The following is a 14471-nucleotide window of genomic DNA, read 5'->3' as shown; positions in this document are numbered from 1 at the left end:
AGGCGAACTCGGGCAACTCGCCGGTCCATTCGTAGGCCATCTCGCCCGGAGGATTTTCGTACCAGCCGGGGTCGGAGTAATCGTCCGCGTCGATGCCGTCCCGCACCTTTACGACCGAAAACATGCCGCCCATCTCGATGGGGCCGTAGGGCCCCCAACCCGTCATCATCGGGATGGTGTTGTCAGGCAGCGGCATTTCCATTTTCGCCATGTCCCCCATGCCGGACATCCCCATGGGCATGTATTCCGGCTGGAATTGACGGATCTTCTGGGTCAGTGGTTTCTTGTTGACCCCGATGAATGTGGGCACGTCGTGTCCCATCGCATTCATGGTGTGGTGCGACTTGTGGCAGTGAATCGCCCAGTCACCCAGATGGTCTGCGACGAACTCATATGCGCGCATCGCGCCCACGGGGATGTCGATGCTGACCTCCGGCCATTGCGCTTCTGGCGGCACCCAGCCGCCATCTGTGCAGGTGACCTTGAAGTCATAGCCGTGCATGTGGATCGGATGGTTCGTCATGGTCAGGTTGCCGACCCGAACCCGCACGCGGTCGCCCTTGTTGACGACCAGAGGGTCAATGTCCGGGAAGATCCGGCTGTTCCACGTCCAGAGGTTGAAGTCAGTCATCGTCATGATACGTGGCACGTAGGTGCCGGGATCAATATCGAATGCATTCAACATGATCAGGAAGTCGCGATCCACGGGCATGAATTTCGGGTCCTTGGGGTGGATCACAAACATCCCCATCATTCCCATCGCCATCTGGGTCATCTCATCGCCGTGTGGATGGTACATGAACGTGCCCGACTTCACCAAATCGAACTCGTAAATGAATGTCTTGCCCGGTGGGATACTAGGATGGCTCAGACCTGAAACACCGTCCATGCCCGAGGGCAGGATGAGCCCGTGCCAATGAACTGTCGTTCCTTCGGGTAGCTTGTTGGTGACGTAGATACGTACTCGATCGCCCTCGACCGCCTCGATTGTGGGACCCGTGGACTGGCCATTGTAGCCCCACAAATGCGCGATCATGCCGTCTGCAAGTTCGCGTTCGACGGGTTCGGCAACAAGATGGAATTCCTTGACGCCGTTGTTCATCCGATAAGGCAACGTCCAGCCGTTCAGCGTGACAACCGGGGTATAATCCACGCCCGAAGAGGGGCGCGGCGTCACCTGTGTGGCAGCGGTGTCCATAAGTGCCGCTTCCGGCAGACCCATGTTCAGTGTCTGGCCCCAAGCTTTGGAGGATACCAGGGTCGCACCTGCGGCACCGGCTCCGAGTAGTTGACGTCTATTTAACATATCATCATTCCTTTCAGTGTCCTGGGCCGCCGCCGGCGGCTACGGCTGCGCCCTCACCATCGCCACCACCGGCGACGCCACCGCCGTAGATCGCGGCTGTAATGTTGGCTTGGGCAATGTAGAAGTCGCGCTTCGCGTTAGCTGCTTCCAAGGAAGCGGCCAGTTTCTGACGGACGTCCGTCAGCAATTCAAAAGTGTTGGTGATCATCCCGTTGTAGGAAAGCAGACCCTCCTCCTCGACCGTCGCGCGCAACGGAACCAAAACGTCCCGATAGTGCCGTGCGATCTTGTATGAGGAGTGATAAGCGACTTCCGCGCTTCTGGCCTCTGACCGGACATTCACCGCCCTTTCGGCCAGAACATTGGCCGCCTGAAGGTACATCAGTTCAGCCTTGCGCATGCGTGCCTTGCCAGTGTCGTAGATGGGGATCGCGAATTCGACCTCAAGTTGCGGCAGGGTTTCGGTTTCCGTATTGCCATCCTCGCGCTCACGTTCCGATTCGACACCGGCGACAAGCTCTAGATCGCTAACGATGCGGGTTTGGTCCGTCAGTTCGAAAGCTCTCGCCTGTGCTTCCAAGCCGAGTTTTGCCACGCGAAGATCGACGCGGTTGGCCAGCGCTTTTTGTTCGATGCTTGTCACTCGCCCGACGGATCCAGGCAAAGCGGGCAAGGCATCCGGAACATAGTAATTAACATCGCTGCCCCAGAGTCCCATCAGCCGGGTCAGCCGCTCTTTGGCGAGAGTTGCGTTCAGACGCGCCTTCGCCAGTTGGCCGGCGAGTTCGGCGTTGAATGCCTGCTCCCTTGCCTGCCCTGCTTTGTTCAACGCGCCGGTCTCGCCCAGACGCAGAGCAAGCTCGGACCCCGCATCCGATGTGGCCTTTGCCTTCTTGAGGTAATCTGCTGTCTCAAAAGCGGCGACAGCTTCGATCCACGCCATACGCGTTTCATTGGCCAGCGCCAGCGTGTCGCTGACCGCTTCCAGCTGAGCACCCTGAAAGTTGGCATCTGCGATCGCGATACGCTGCTTGCGGGTTGTCGCGTCCAGAATGTTGGTCCGGATCAGCCCCTCGATGGACCGGTAGACTCCCAATTCCGGTGCGCCGATCCCGATCAGCCCGATGGAGATGACCGGGTTTTCAGGTGTTGCCTGCTGCCAGGCTTCCGCCGCTGACAATCCTACATTTGCATAGGCAGCCTGCAACCCTTTGTTGTTCAAAAGCGCGACCTGAACCGCGGTTTCCGCAGAAATGGTTTTTCCGTGAATCATGGATCTGACTTCTTTGGTCAACGCCACGTTCTCGGCTTGTGTCTGCGCGAAAGCAGTCCGTTTGCCAAGAGCAGCAGAAGTCTGGTTGGAAACGTTAAGGAAACCTGCTTTCGGCTCGGTATAGGCACTGGGTACGGCTGTTGCGCAGGCACCTAGTAGCAAAGGAATTCCAAATATTACGGGAAGTTTTGAGACGCGCATCAGTTGCCCTCCGTCTGTTCTTCGTTGACCGAGCGCCAGTCGCGTGGACCGGTGGGTGCGCGATAGGTATAGCCGGCCAACGGGTCCTGATATTGGACCGGTGAAAGGACGGAACTGTTCGTGGCTGCTTGCTGATCAATTACGATCGGTAGAGGGGTGGGCTCATACGCACATGCGCCGAGCACGAGGGCAGAGGCCCCCGAAAAAACATAGGATTTCATGGATATTACCTGACTTTAGTGGACGATGTCGTCGCGGCACGAGGGCCAGATGACAAACCTCAAAGAAGAAAAATCAGATCAATTCTCGAGGCGGCCGCAGATCGGCAGTCGCACCTGCTGAGGGTTCAAATTCTGCGGCCCGTACAAAAGTCTCGGACGCCTCTACACGCACAGCAGCTTCTCGGGGCTGTGGTGGCATGAAGGACATGCAAACGCCATCGCAGCACTCAACAGATGCCTGATGTTCGCCCGCGGCCAGTGGCTGTGTCTCACAGATGCCTGATGCGGCATGGAACTCACAATGGTTTGCTTCATTATCAGAGATCAGACTGTGTACATGGACCACGTTCGGAAAAGCGTGATCAGGCGCATGTGAACCAGCATGTCCGAGTCCGGATGTCGCAACGACCAGCGTAAATACTACGACTAGCTTCAGAAAAGCCAAACGTAACTGAGGTGTCCAAAGGCGCTGCATCATCCCATACGTCTGCCGAATGGATGGGAAACTGTCAATGGGAACAGTGCCTTACAATTTGATACATTTCGCGTTGGCGCCTGTTCCGATTTCGAGCATTGGACATCGGCCCTAAATCCACCCAAGAGCCCGCGCTGGCATCCAGAGACCCATAAAGATCATCATAAGGTTCTCGGTCAACGACACAAAGCCAAGGGGGACGTTCGAGCCGCCACCGACGCAAGCACACTTCAACTCCCTCTTGTCGATGTAGACAGCTTTGAACACGGATACCGCACCGATGGTCCCAATGACGAGTGCAATCGGCGCGCTGATCCAGAGAAGAGCCCCCGCTACCATGAGAATGCCGGCGATGGCTTCCCCAAATGGATAGACGTAGCCGTACCGTACCCAACGCTGCGCGAGTAAATCGTAGTTCAGGAACATCGTGGAAAATCCTTCGATATCCTGGAGTTTCTGCACGGCGAGGAAACACATTGAGATCGCGATGAACCATTCGAACGCGCGAACGGTGAAAACCGAACCATAAAACGCCCAACTAAGACCCAAAGCCATCAAGAAAGCGACAGAGAAAATTGCGATGACGGGCTGGTAGGACGTTTCATCATCGCCGCGGACCTCCCATCCGAAGTGCTCACGTAACGCGTCGTATCCGCCGATGCGCTCCCCACCGATAAATGTCTGCGGTGTGGTCTCGACCGAATACTCTTCCTTGAAAGCATCAGTTTCTTCTCGGGAAGTAAGGTGATGGTCCTCCACCGTGTATCCTTCCCGCTCCAGAAGGTCCTTTGATTTCAATCCGTAGGGACACAAATGGTCTTCCATAACCATCCGATAAAGAATGGCCTTTTGAGTTGGTTGATTGCTATCTTTTGGCATGTCTAATTCCTATTCTTCAGCTGCTGCAGGTCCAATATCCCATAAAGCCGACTGCTAGAGGCGTTTCACCCGTCAGCTCGAAGAGAAGGCTTGAGACTTCACCATCATCGGCGTCGCTTGGCGTCAATGTCACTTGGCCACCGTCGGCTGCCAGCACACCACCTGACGCGACACTACCCTGCGCGCTGAACGTCACCAACGCGCCAGATACCTTTGCAATGGCCTGTCCGTTGCCATCTGTCGCCAAAATCGGATCAGCATTGACCGCGCGAACAAAAGTGCAAACCGGTTGGGCTTTCAGGCCACGGTCAATCTCTTCGGCCGAGAGCGGAGCGGGACGAATGCCTGCAATGACCGGGGTCGAAATCGCTTGCGTCAAGCTCTCCAACGGCGCAGGACCTTCTGACTTACCAAGCGGCCAATCTGACCTGGCTTCACCATTGGCCGCGATGTCAGCCAGCAAGAAGCGCATCTCCGCGATTTCCCGATCTTGAGCCACGACAATTTCTTCAGCGAGGACTTTGACACGTGGGTCGGTGATTTCGGCTCTCTCACTTGTCATGATGGCGATCGAATGGTGGGGGATCATAGCACTCATCCAGCTTTCGTCCTGGACGGTCTCTTGGCTGCGCACAAGCCAGAGCGCGCCAGCGAACATCACTGCAGAGCCCGCAAGGATGGCAACATTGGCCGCCATGTTTTTGTACATGCCCCACATGAAAAGAAGCATCACGACTGCCATCGTCGCGCCCATGACGAACGTCATGTAGAAACGTGTCTCGCTCCAATAGATGTGCTCAAGTGAGTAGGAGTTGAGGTACATCAACCCGAACATGATGGCGGTTGACGTACCAACCATTGCGAGAAAGCGGCCATACGATGACTTGCTGTGCGCCTTATTGCTTTCTTCACCCTCAACTCTCGAGTGATTTTGATATGTTGAATCTGACATAGGAGTTCCTTTCGCTTTCATCCAAAACTAGGCTCCAGCGCTGGAGGGTTCCCAACGGTTCAAATTTATTTTCGAAAAGGGTTCTTTCCAGACATCACCTGCAACAAATAGCCACCCGACGCAGTGATAAGCAGAAAGCCATGAAACGCGCTGATACCAGTCAGGAACCGCAAATGACCTGATGGTTGCAGATCACCCCGGCCAAGCGTGGTGAGGTTCACAAGCGCGAAATAAAAATAATCCATGGGGTACAAGTTCGCTGTGGGATCCTGCGCCAATTGCAAAGAGCCAATGTCAATCTGGTGCACAGCAACCCAAAAGGCCGAGGCGTAGATGGCCGCCTCTATGATGTGCGCTGCGGTGATCAACGAGACAGAGATGAATAAACATCTTCTGGGGTGCGCTGCCGGATCAACAATCCGCGTCGCAAAACGAAGAGCGCCGTAATGAATTGCTGTGCACGCAAGGATGAGAAGCGCCGCAAGAAGCATTGACTGAAGCATTTGTTGATCTCTGTTCGGTTGCTTTGCGCGGCCGTCTCTGACGTGCGAGAAGAACAGGATAGTGATCAGGGACAGCGATCAATCCGTGATCCGTCACCGTACCCTAGCCTGTGCTATTTGACTGATTTCCGTACAGGCGCACCACTGGCCATATCCGTCGTGACATAATCCAGCTTTGCGTCTTTCCACGCGCCAAATCCTCCTTCCAGATGGGCGATCCGTTTCGCGCCGGATTGTAGCGTTTTTCGCGCCATCTTTTCCGATCGCGCCGACGACCCGCACATCAGAATAAGTCGCTTTTCGTTGTCTTCTGGCAAGAATCGCGGATCGAAAAACGCCATGGGCAGAAGCAAGGCGCCCTCGACGTGCTCAAATGCATATTCGGCTGGCGTGCGGACATCCACGAGGACGATCTCACCCTTGCGCAAGGCTGCTTCAACCTCTTCCGGCGTCCAGGTTTCGAGGGCACCACCATCAACCATTTCTTTCTTCATTGCCTCACCTCAGAATTTGTTTGCAGGTATCTTGAAATAGGAATTACCGTCGGCCTCCGCTGGTGGAAGACGCCCACCACGCAGGTTGACTTGCAAGGCAAAGAGCATGCGATCAGGTAGCCCCAGCGTCGCGTCGCGCTCTTCCCGAAGTTTGATGAACGCCTCTTTCGACTGATTGCCGCCGACGTGCGGATTGTCGGCCCGGTGTTGGGCGACAGTTGCCTCGCAGGCCGGTCTCTCGCGTTTATCGGTCCCGTAGTCGTGACCGATAAAAAGACGGGTGTTTTCTGGCAACGACAGAATTTCCTGTATCGAGTTCCAAAGCTCCCCGGTGCTGCCACCCGGAAAGTCTGCGCGCGCGGTCCCCACATCGACATGCATTAACGTGTCATGTACGAACGCCGCATCGCCAACGACATAGCTGACAGAGCCGAGCGTGTGTCCTGCCGAAAGCAGGACTTTGACACCAAGTTCACCGATGGAGAAATCGATGCCCTCGGGAAGCAGACGGTCGAAATCATCTGCCACCGGAAAAGCGTCAGGCAGATGATAATAGTCCCGCCAAAGCTTCGCGATCTCGGTGACCTTTTCTCCTATGACATGCGGCGCACCGGTGCAGTCCGCCAGCCACCGTCCGGCGGTCAGGTGGTCGGCATGCGGATGTGTGTCGAGGATCCATTGCACGTCGTAGCCGTGCTGCTTCACGATCCCCAAAAGCTTTTCCGCAGACTCGGTTGACGTGCGGGCATGGGCGGGATCGAAATCCAGCACCGGATCAATGATTGCGCACTTTCCAGTGGCGGGATCCGCACAGATGTATTGCCACGACCCGGTATCGGGTTCGTACAGACAGTGAATCAGCGGCCCACCGCTGCTAGAATGGCTGGTGAATTCTTGTCCGACCGACATGTGTTCCCTCCTGTCTTTTTCGCACTTATCAACCGAACAACCTTCCAGCACTGGATGGTTCCAAGGGATTTCGCCAACGAAAAGAGGAATTTGGAAAACGTTGCGCTAATCCGCGCTTCTTCCGGTCGTTGGTTTGCATCCAGCGAGCGCACCAGAAAGATCCTTTAGGATCGGGCAATCCGGTCGGTGGTCGCCATGGCAGGCCTCGACGAGATGCGACAAGGTCTCGCGCATCGCTTGAAGCTGCGCGATCTTGTCGTCGATTGCGCTCAGATGCTCTTCAGCGATGGCCTTCACCTGGGCGCTTTCCCGCGTTTCATCTTCGTAAAGGCTCAAGAGATTACGGCAACCTTCAATCGAAAACCCGAGAGCGCGCGCGCGACCCAGGAATGCAAGTTTGTGCAGATCGGTCTCGCGGAACGTGCGGTATCCGTTGCCGCTGCGCTGCGGCCTGACCAGGCCGATATCCTCATAGTAGCGGATGGTTTTGGGTGGGATCCCTGACCGCTCTGCAACTTCTCCAATGTTCACGACACGATCCTCCTATTCCGCGGGTTGGGTCTGTGCACTGATCCGTGGTGCGGTGATGTCTCTGTCTTCACGCAAGGCCGGCGCGATGCGGCGCAGACGCAGGGCGTTTGTCAGAACCGATACCGACGACAGGGCCATAGCACCCGCCGCGAAGACCGGGGAAAGAAGCAAACCAAAGGCCGGATAGAGAACCCCGGCGGCGACCGGGATCAGCGCGACATTGTACCCGAAGGCCCAGACGAGGTTCTGGCGAATGTTCGACATGGTGCGCCTGGAAACCTCAACCGCATTCACCACGCCGCGCAGATCGCCTGACATCAAGACCACATCGGCGGATTCGATAGCGACATCGGTTCCGGTGCCGATGGCGATGCCGACATCCGCATGGGCCAGGGCCGGTGCATCATTGATGCCGTCGCCGACGAAAGCAATCATTCGGTCTCCCGCGCGCAGATCGTCGAGCGCTGCGACCTTGCCATCCGGCAGGACACCCGCGATCACGTGGTCGATTCCGGTTTCGCGCGCGATGGCCTCCGCCGTCTCGCGTTTGTCTCCGGTGATCATCGCAACCTTGAAGCCGCGCGCGTGCAGGGCTGCAATGGCTTCCTGGCTGGCGGGTTTCACGGGGTCCGCCACGGCGATCACTGCGGCCAGTTTGCCGTCGATCGCCGCATAAAGCGCTGTCCGGCCCCGCCCTGCCAGCTCGGCTTCCGTTTCGACCAAGGCGGCGATTTCGATCCCTTCGCGGGACATATAACGGTCCGCGCCGACCATCACCTCCTGACCTTCGACAGTCGCGGCGACGCCGTAACCGGTGATCGACCGGAAGCCCGTGGCATTCGGAACGGCGATCCCTTCGGCCCGCGCGCCGCGGCCAATGGCTTCGGCGATGGGATGCTCAGACTGGGCCTCCACAGCGGCGATCAGGCTCAGCACTTTGTCTCGGTCGAAACCGTCGGCGGTGACCAGATCGGTCAGTGACGGCTGGCCTTCGGTGACAGTCCCCGTCTTGTCGAGTGCGATGACATCGACTTCGGACAAGGCCTGGAGCGCATCCCCCTTGCGAAACAAGACTCCCATCTCTGCGGCGCGCCCGGTGCCCACCATAATCGACGTGGGTGTGGCCAAGCCCATGGCGCAAGGACAGGCGATGATCAGAACCGAGACGCCGGCCACCAGCGCAAAGGTCAAAGCCGGGTCCGGTCCGACAAGCAACCAGACCACCACCGTGAGCGCGGACAGCACCATGACCGCAGGCACGAACCACAGGGTCACGCGGTCAACAAGGCCCTGGATGGGCAGCTTGGCGCCTTGCGCCTCCTCGACCATGCGGATGATCTGTGCGAGCGTGGTATCCGACCCGACCCGTGCGGCCTTGAACGTCAGGCTGCCAGTGCCGTTGACGGTCCCGCCCGTTACGGCCGCACCTGCAGCCTTCTGCACGGGCACAGGCTCTCCGGTAATCATGCTCTCATCCACATTGCTCGATCCCTCGGTAACCTCGCCGTCCACAGGGATCCGCTCACCCGGGCGGACCAGGATCACATCGCCGACGGCGAGTGCATCTACATCGACCTCTACCGTGTCACCACCCCGGACGACGCGCGCGTTGCGGACCTGCAGGCCCAGCAGAGCCTGAATCGCAGCGCCGGTGCGGCCCTTGGCGCGTGCTTCGAGCCACCGGCCAATCAGAATAAGGACGACGATGACCGCAGCGGCCTCGAAATAGACCGCGCGCACACCCTCTGGCAAAAGTCCGGGAAGAAAGGTTGCGACCACCGAATATCCCCAGGCCGCGCCGGTGCCGACGGCGACGAGGCTGTTCATGTCCGGGGCGCCCTTGAAAAGCGCGTGAAACCCCTTGGTGTAGAAATGGCGTCCCGGCCCGAAGAGGACGAGTGTTGCGAGGACGAACTGGATGATCCAAGACGCTTGGAGACCAATCGTCGTCATCACCAAGTGATGAAATGCCGGAATAAGGTGGGAGCCCATTTCTAGGATGAAGACCGGTAGCGTTAGAATTGCTGCCAAAAGGACGCTGCGGCGCAGTCCGTCGGCTTCTTCTGCCTTGAGTGCGACGCGAGACTGGCTCGCCTGCGACTCTGCAATGTCAGCCGGGTAACCAATCGCCGTTGATGCGGCCATCAAGTCGCCCAAGGACACCGCACCCTCGAGATACTCGACCGTCGCCGTTTCTGCCGCCAGGTTCACGCTGACGGAAAGCACTCCGGGCACGTCCGCCAGTGCCTTGTCCACCCGTCCGACGCAGGATGCGCAGGACATGGACGCAATGTTCAAGGTGACCTTGGATGTTCGCGCGGGATAACCCAAGGAGGCAAGCGTCTGCGTGGCGTCGGTAAGCCGAGACGGATCATCCAGCGAAAGGCGCGCCGTCTCAGACGCGAGGTTGACGGCGACGTCGGAAACCCCGTCGAGCCCCGCCAAGGCCTTTTCAACACGCCCCACGCAGGATGCACAGGTCATGCCTTCGATGCTGAGCGTTGTATGGCTGGTGTCGGTCATGGCTTGCTACCTCGATTTCGTACTCGAGGCAGATATAGGGCTTCCAGTCACTGGAAGCTCAAGGGGTTTATCGGAGATTTCTTTTTCAACCGGCACAGCATCAGCCTACAGTCTCTCTAACCCCCTCTTTCCGATTGAAATGTATCGATTTGTAAACTTGTCGCACGAGCGATTGGTGCGCTATTTCCAGTTTCGGAGCGTGTACAATGAATAGTTCAGATCAAGAAAAGCAGCCGCAGAATTCAAAGATGATGCACGTCGGCATGTGGGTGTGCTGCGCGGTCATGCTGCTTCCACTGCTTGTCTTCTTTGCCCGCGGCGGCACACTTTCTGGCCTGCAGGACAGTTTCGGCGTTCTAACCCCGATCATACTCTGCCTCGGCGCACATGGCGTGATGTTCTTTTTCATGGGAGAATCCTGCCATGGAGATCGCAAGACATCGAACAGCGACGCGCCCGGCGAGGCAAAAATCCCTGTCCAGACATCAATGGACGCTTGACCTTCTACCAACCGCAAGCCCCATCTCTCATCTGGTGAAAGAAAGGGTGCTCCATGCGACTTCACGTTCCGGGCATGAGCTGCGGCCATTGTACCGCAGCGATTACCAAAGAGATCACGGCCCTGGACACTTCAGCGAGCGTTAGGGCGAACCTAGACTCGCGAACGGTCGATGTGGACACGTCGTGCACGATCAGTGCTGTCGTCGAGGCGATCAAAACTGCCGGATACGCAGCTGAACTTATTTCTTCATAGCCCGCGCCTCTTGGGTGAGACGGATCATTTGATCTGCCTCGATGACGCCCGGAACCAGCGCATCTCCGATCACGAAAGACGGGGTGCCATTGAAGCCGAGCTGACGGCTCATCTCCATTGACGCCGCGATATGGGCATCGATCTCAGGCGCCTGCATGTCCCGTCGCAGCTGCGCGATATCCAAACCAATTTCCTGCGCGACCTGGATGACGGATGCTTCCTCGGCCCGGCCTTGCATGCGCATCAACGCCCAGTGAAATTCCTCGTATTTGCCCTGCTCTCGCGCGGCCAATGCGGCGCGCGCGGCAAAAACAGAGCCGTCTCCGAGGATCGGCCACTCTCGATAGACCAGCCTCACATTGGGATCTTCGTCCAAGAGCGCTTCGATATGCGGCTTCACCCGACGACAATAGGGACAGTTGTAATCGAAGAACTCCACGACCGTGACGTCGCCGTCTGGATTTCCGAGAACCGGCGCGTTCGGGTCGTTCTCGAGGAGATCGCGGTTTTCGGAGAGGACACTCGCCGCTGCGGCCGTCTGCCGCGCCTGTTCACGCTGTTCAATGATCTGAACCGCCTCGAGGACGATTTCCGGGTTTTCGCGGATGGCCTCCAGAACCAATTCCTTGACCCGGTCTTCGCTGAGCGCGTCAGCATGAGACGCGAGTGGGGTAACCAGAGTGGCAACCAATGCCATTGCCGTTGCGATCTTCATGAGCGTTCTCCTAGTTCACCGGCACGCCATTGGTGCGCGCGGCTTGCATGTCCTGAATTTCCTCGGGCCAGGTTGACTTAATGTACCCGAGGACATTCCAGATTTCCTGATCGGTGAGTTGATCTCCGAAGCCGGGCATGCCGCTGTCGAACTCCATGCCTTGCGCCGCCATCATCTCGCGGCCTCCTAGTCTCGTGTAGTTAAACAGAACCTGGTCTTCGTGATGCCAGGTGTGACCGGTTTCATCATGGGGTGGTGCGGGCAGCCGACCGTCCTCGCCCGGACTCCGCCAGCTGTCCTGACCTTCCAGATTGACCCCATGGCACGCGGCACAGGTCTCGGCATAAAGCGCCTTGCCGGCGACGAGATCGACGCTTTCCGGCATCACACCGCTTTGGACATCACCGGCAGACCCGGTCCAGACATAAGCCGCCGCCCCGAGAGCCGCCAGGACACCAATCCCCAGGATGGCAGTCATAGCTCTCATGCCACATTGACCCATGCCATCATGCCCGACGCCGCGTGTGACAGCATATGGCAATGCAGCAGCCATTTTCCGGGGTTGTCTGCCACGAAAGCAATGTCGCGCACTTCGCCCCGGTCGAGCAGCGTGGTGTCGCGCAGCGCGCCGAGACTGCCATCGGGTGCGATCTCGTGAAAATGCATGCCATGAAGATGCATGGCATGCGGAAACGATGTGTCATTGGTGATCTTCAGCCGAACGGATTCGCCACGCGACAACTCCGCCAGTGCTGGACCATCCATGCCACCCACCGCGCCATTGAAGGCCCAGAAGTTTCCTGTCTCCATCATGTCGCGCATCGAAGACATCCGACCGCCCATCATGGCACCGCGCATGCCGCCCATGGCCCCCCCTTCCATCAGCAATCCGATGTCCCTTGCCGATCCCAGATCGGGCATGGCATGGGCATTCGGCGGCAAGGGTTGAGGCGTTCCGCGCCGCGCGCTTGTACCGTTGCCTGTCACCCCGAAAGCCACCTGAGAAAAGCTTTCATCGCGGCTCAATTGCACGATATGGCCCGCGCTGCCGACCTCTGCGGTCACGTCGACGATCAGGTCCACCCGTTGTGCCGACGACAGCAGGAATGAACCTTCCACGGGTTGCGGCACGGCCAGCGGCATCCCGTCCATGGCCACAATCCAGCCTTCGAGCCCCTCCAGCGCAAGTTGGAAAATCCGGGCGTTGGACGCATTGATCAGCCGCAGACGCAGACGCTCATGCCGTTTCACATTCTTCGCGAGATTGTAGACGCCGTTCGTTGTGATGTAGTTCCCAAGGCGCCCGGCATGGCTGAGGTCATGCATCGCCCCGAAGGTATCCGCAATCTGTGCTGTCTCCGGATCGATGCGCCAATCGTCGAGGATCAGGACTTCTTCATGGTCGATATCGATCGGCTCCGGCTCTTCGACGATCAGCGCACCCTGAAGACCACGTGCGACCTGCTCGAACGAGCGGTTGTGCGCGTGATACCAGTATGTGCCCGCGTCGGGGACAACGAAATCGTAGTCAAAGCTGTCCCCGGGGCGAATGGCGTCCTGCGTCAGACCGGCCACCCCGTCCATCGCATTGTCGATGCGGATCCCGTGCCAATGGGTCGATGTCGGATCGGGTAACTCATTGATAATACGTCTCTGTACCCGCGCGCCTTGCGTAACCCGGATTTCCGGGCCCGGCGCGATACCATCGAACCCCCAGATCTGCGTTTTTCCATAGTCATCAGGCAAAAGCTGTATATCTGCGACCCGGGCTGTCACCGCGCGCATGTCTGTCTGCGCGAACAGTGAATTCGGCATGCACGCCAAACCGGCAGCACTCATGCGAAGAAAATCGCGTTTTGAAAGTTTCATGATGGCACCGTTAGGATTGAGGTGAAGACAGCCGTGGCAAGCAAGATGACACTGATACAAACCCATTCGAGAGAAATCGATCTTGCAAGGTGCGGCCCAGCTTTGGGATCACCGCTCTGCAAAGCGGGCACAATCCGTGTTTTGTTGATGGCGGCAAGGGCCAGAAGCAGCGTCACGACGGCAATCTTTGCCAGAAGTGTCAAACCATAGGCAGTGCCGAGAAGCGCGGATAACGAACCCACCAGTCGCCAGGTCATTACCACGCCAGCGAGTAGTAGGAGTGGGACCGCAACAGATGCGACCTGTCCAAAGCGATGTCCAAGCACGGCAGCAACTCGCAATGTGTCCGCAGACCCCGCAAGCTTATGGAGCGGAAGAAGGACGCCGATCCAGAATGCGGCAACGATCAGATGACCGAACAAGACGCTCTGAAACCACAGGCGATCTTCGCTGGCGACATGACCGATCTCGCAAAAACTCCAGATTGCCAAGAAACTGCCCAAGAGCGCGACCCATAGCCACCGCCCCCCCAAGACCACACCGGTCAGGAGTGCCCCCAGGCCCAGTAGCCGCAACAGCAGGGCGTCTCCGGGCGGCGTTTCCCAGAGCAACGCCAGGATCGCCAGATCAGTCATGCCTGAAGCATCATCCATGAGCACTGCGCCCCGCACGGCAAAGCCGAGGAATGACATTGCAGCCGCCAAAAGCGCAAAGAAGACGGCCCAGGCGCGTAGAAAACGGTCGAGCCCAGCCAACTGCTCGGAAAAGACTTGGCGACAGAGTATCAGCCCGGCACTCGTGAGGACGCCGAGATAGAGCAAAAACTTTGTGGCAACCGCAGCCTGTCCCCAGATATCCGGCACCGC

Annotated in this window: 16 protein-coding genes; 2 read left to right on the top strand and 14 right to left on the bottom strand. The window is 58.0% G+C overall.

What is annotated here, in order from left to right:
• The 10 genes from MUB52_RS17880 to MUB52_RS17835 all read right to left on the bottom strand — a co-directional run.
• On the bottom strand, positions 1-1306 hold a 1306-nt coding region (locus tag MUB52_RS17880; protein WP_263845518.1), incomplete at its 3' end, for a multicopper oxidase family protein.
• Between the two features lie 13 nt (positions 1307-1319).
• Positions 1320-2780, bottom strand: a complete 1461-nt coding sequence (locus MUB52_RS17875; RefSeq protein WP_220800853.1) for a TolC family protein — start codon at positions 2778-2780, stop codon at positions 1320-1322.
• Positions 2780-3001, bottom strand: coding sequence for a hypothetical protein (locus MUB52_RS17870; protein ID WP_220800852.1), 222 nt, complete (start codon positions 2999-3001; stop codon positions 2780-2782). The genes MUB52_RS17875 and MUB52_RS17870 overlap by 1 nt, the downstream gene beginning before the upstream one ends.
• A 586-nt stretch (positions 3002-3587) precedes the next feature.
• Positions 3588-4355, bottom strand: coding sequence for a MauE/DoxX family redox-associated membrane protein (locus MUB52_RS17865; protein ID WP_220800851.1), 768 nt, complete (start codon positions 4353-4355; stop codon positions 3588-3590).
• Between the two features lie 16 nt (positions 4356-4371).
• A complete protein-coding gene (locus MUB52_RS17860; protein WP_220800850.1) occupies positions 4372-5307 on the bottom strand; it encodes a DUF305 domain-containing protein in 936 nt (311 codons plus the stop codon).
• A 65-nt stretch (positions 5308-5372) separates the two neighbouring features.
• Complete coding sequence (locus MUB52_RS17855) at positions 5373-5810, bottom strand: ion channel (RefSeq protein WP_220800849.1); 438 nt, start codon at positions 5808-5810, stop codon at positions 5373-5375.
• 113 nt (positions 5811-5923) lie between these two features.
• Positions 5924-6304 carry a rhodanese-like domain-containing protein gene (locus MUB52_RS17850; RefSeq protein ID WP_220800848.1) on the bottom strand — a complete coding sequence of 127 codons (381 nt, stop codon included), beginning with the start codon at positions 6302-6304 and terminating at the stop codon, positions 5924-5926.
• Between the two features lie 9 nt (positions 6305-6313).
• Positions 6314-7213 carry an MBL fold metallo-hydrolase gene (locus MUB52_RS17845; RefSeq protein ID WP_220800847.1) on the bottom strand — a complete coding sequence of 300 codons (900 nt, stop codon included), beginning with the start codon at positions 7211-7213 and terminating at the stop codon, positions 6314-6316.
• Positions 7214-7318: 105 nt separating this feature from the next.
• Entirely contained in the window at positions 7319-7744 is a 426-nt protein-coding gene (gene cueR, locus MUB52_RS17840) for a Cu(I)-responsive transcriptional regulator (protein ID WP_220800846.1), read from the bottom strand.
• Positions 7745-7756: 12 nt separating this feature from the next.
• Positions 7757-10267, bottom strand: a complete 2511-nt coding sequence (locus MUB52_RS17835; RefSeq protein ID WP_220800845.1) for a heavy metal translocating P-type ATPase — start codon at positions 10265-10267, stop codon at positions 7757-7759.
• 206 nt (positions 10268-10473) lie between these two features.
• On the opposite strand from MUB52_RS17835, the gene MUB52_RS17830 reads away from it, so the two are divergent.
• Together MUB52_RS17830 and MUB52_RS17825 are read left to right on the top strand one after the other, a co-directional pair.
• Positions 10474-10767 carry a DUF2933 domain-containing protein gene (locus tag MUB52_RS17830; protein WP_220800844.1) on the top strand — a complete coding sequence of 98 codons (294 nt, stop codon included), beginning with the start codon at positions 10474-10476 and terminating at the stop codon, positions 10765-10767.
• A 53-nt stretch (positions 10768-10820) separates the two neighbouring features.
• Positions 10821-11021, top strand: coding sequence for a heavy-metal-associated domain-containing protein (locus MUB52_RS17825; protein WP_220800843.1), 201 nt, complete (start codon positions 10821-10823; stop codon positions 11019-11021).
• Here MUB52_RS17825 and MUB52_RS17820 read toward each other — a convergent pair.
• The 4 genes from MUB52_RS17820 to MUB52_RS17805 are packed head-to-tail and all read right to left on the bottom strand — an operon-like array spanning position 11008 to position 14468.
• Entirely contained in the window at positions 11008-11736 is a 729-nt protein-coding gene (locus MUB52_RS17820; RefSeq protein ID WP_263845517.1) for a DsbA family protein, read from the bottom strand. The two genes, MUB52_RS17825 and MUB52_RS17820, sit on opposite strands and share 14 nt — an antisense overlap.
• Positions 11737-11746: 10 nt before the next feature.
• Entirely contained in the window at positions 11747-12223 is a 477-nt protein-coding gene (locus MUB52_RS17815) for a c-type cytochrome (protein WP_220800841.1), read from the bottom strand.
• Positions 12220-13605, bottom strand: coding sequence for a multicopper oxidase family protein (locus MUB52_RS17810; RefSeq protein ID WP_220800840.1), 1386 nt, complete (start codon positions 13603-13605; stop codon positions 12220-12222). Before MUB52_RS17810 ends, MUB52_RS17815 begins: the two co-directional genes overlap by 4 nt.
• Positions 13602-14468: a copper resistance D family protein gene (locus MUB52_RS17805; protein ID WP_220800839.1), complete on the bottom strand. Its 867-nt coding sequence runs from the start codon at positions 14466-14468 to the stop codon at positions 13602-13604. Before MUB52_RS17805 ends, MUB52_RS17810 begins: the two co-directional genes overlap by 4 nt.
• Positions 14469-14471: the final 3 nt, after the last annotated feature.

This window comes from Roseobacter sinensis (assembly GCF_025755255.1).
GTDB lineage: Bacteria > Pseudomonadota > Alphaproteobacteria > Rhodobacterales > Rhodobacteraceae > Roseobacter > Roseobacter sinensis.
Note: the sequence above shows the minus strand (reverse complement) of the source record. Positions and strands in the feature narration are given on the sequence as shown.

What these genes read in the sequence shown, in the direction of transcription:
- MUB52_RS17860 (WP_220800850.1), bottom strand. Translation starts at nt 5,307, where the DNA reads ATGTCAGATTCAACATATCAAAATCACTCGAGAGTTGAGGGTGAAGAA.
- MUB52_RS17865 (WP_220800851.1), bottom strand. Translation starts at nt 4,355, where the DNA reads ATGCCAAAAGATAGCAATCAACCAACTCAAAAGGCCATTCTTTATCGG.
- MUB52_RS17855 (WP_220800849.1), bottom strand. Translation starts at nt 5,810, where the DNA reads ATGCTTCAGTCAATGCTTCTTGCGGCGCTTCTCATCCTTGCGTGCACA.
- MUB52_RS17870 (WP_220800852.1), bottom strand. Translation starts at nt 3,001, where the DNA reads ATGAAATCCTATGTTTTTTCGGGGGCCTCTGCCCTCGTGCTCGGCGCA.
- MUB52_RS17815 (WP_220800841.1), bottom strand. Translation starts at nt 12,223, where the DNA reads ATGAGAGCTATGACTGCCATCCTGGGGATTGGTGTCCTGGCGGCTCTC.
- MUB52_RS17875 (WP_220800853.1), bottom strand. Translation starts at nt 2,780, where the DNA reads ATGCGCGTCTCAAAACTTCCCGTAATATTTGGAATTCCTTTGCTACTA.
- MUB52_RS17850 (WP_220800848.1), bottom strand. Translation starts at nt 6,304, where the DNA reads ATGAAGAAAGAAATGGTTGATGGTGGTGCCCTCGAAACCTGGACGCCG.
- MUB52_RS17820 (WP_263845517.1), bottom strand. Translation starts at nt 11,736, where the DNA reads ATGAAGATCGCAACGGCAATGGCATTGGTTGCCACTCTGGTTACCCCA.
- MUB52_RS17825 (WP_220800843.1), top strand. Translation starts at nt 10,821, where the DNA reads ATGCGACTTCACGTTCCGGGCATGAGCTGCGGCCATTGTACCGCAGCG.
- MUB52_RS17830 (WP_220800844.1), top strand. Translation starts at nt 10,474, where the DNA reads ATGAATAGTTCAGATCAAGAAAAGCAGCCGCAGAATTCAAAGATGATG.
- MUB52_RS17835 (WP_220800845.1), bottom strand. Translation starts at nt 10,267, where the DNA reads ATGACCGACACCAGCCATACAACGCTCAGCATCGAAGGCATGACCTGT.
- MUB52_RS17845 (WP_220800847.1), bottom strand. Translation starts at nt 7,213, where the DNA reads ATGTCGGTCGGACAAGAATTCACCAGCCATTCTAGCAGCGGTGGGCCG.
- MUB52_RS17810 (WP_220800840.1), bottom strand. Translation starts at nt 13,605, where the DNA reads ATGAAACTTTCAAAACGCGATTTTCTTCGCATGAGTGCTGCCGGTTTG.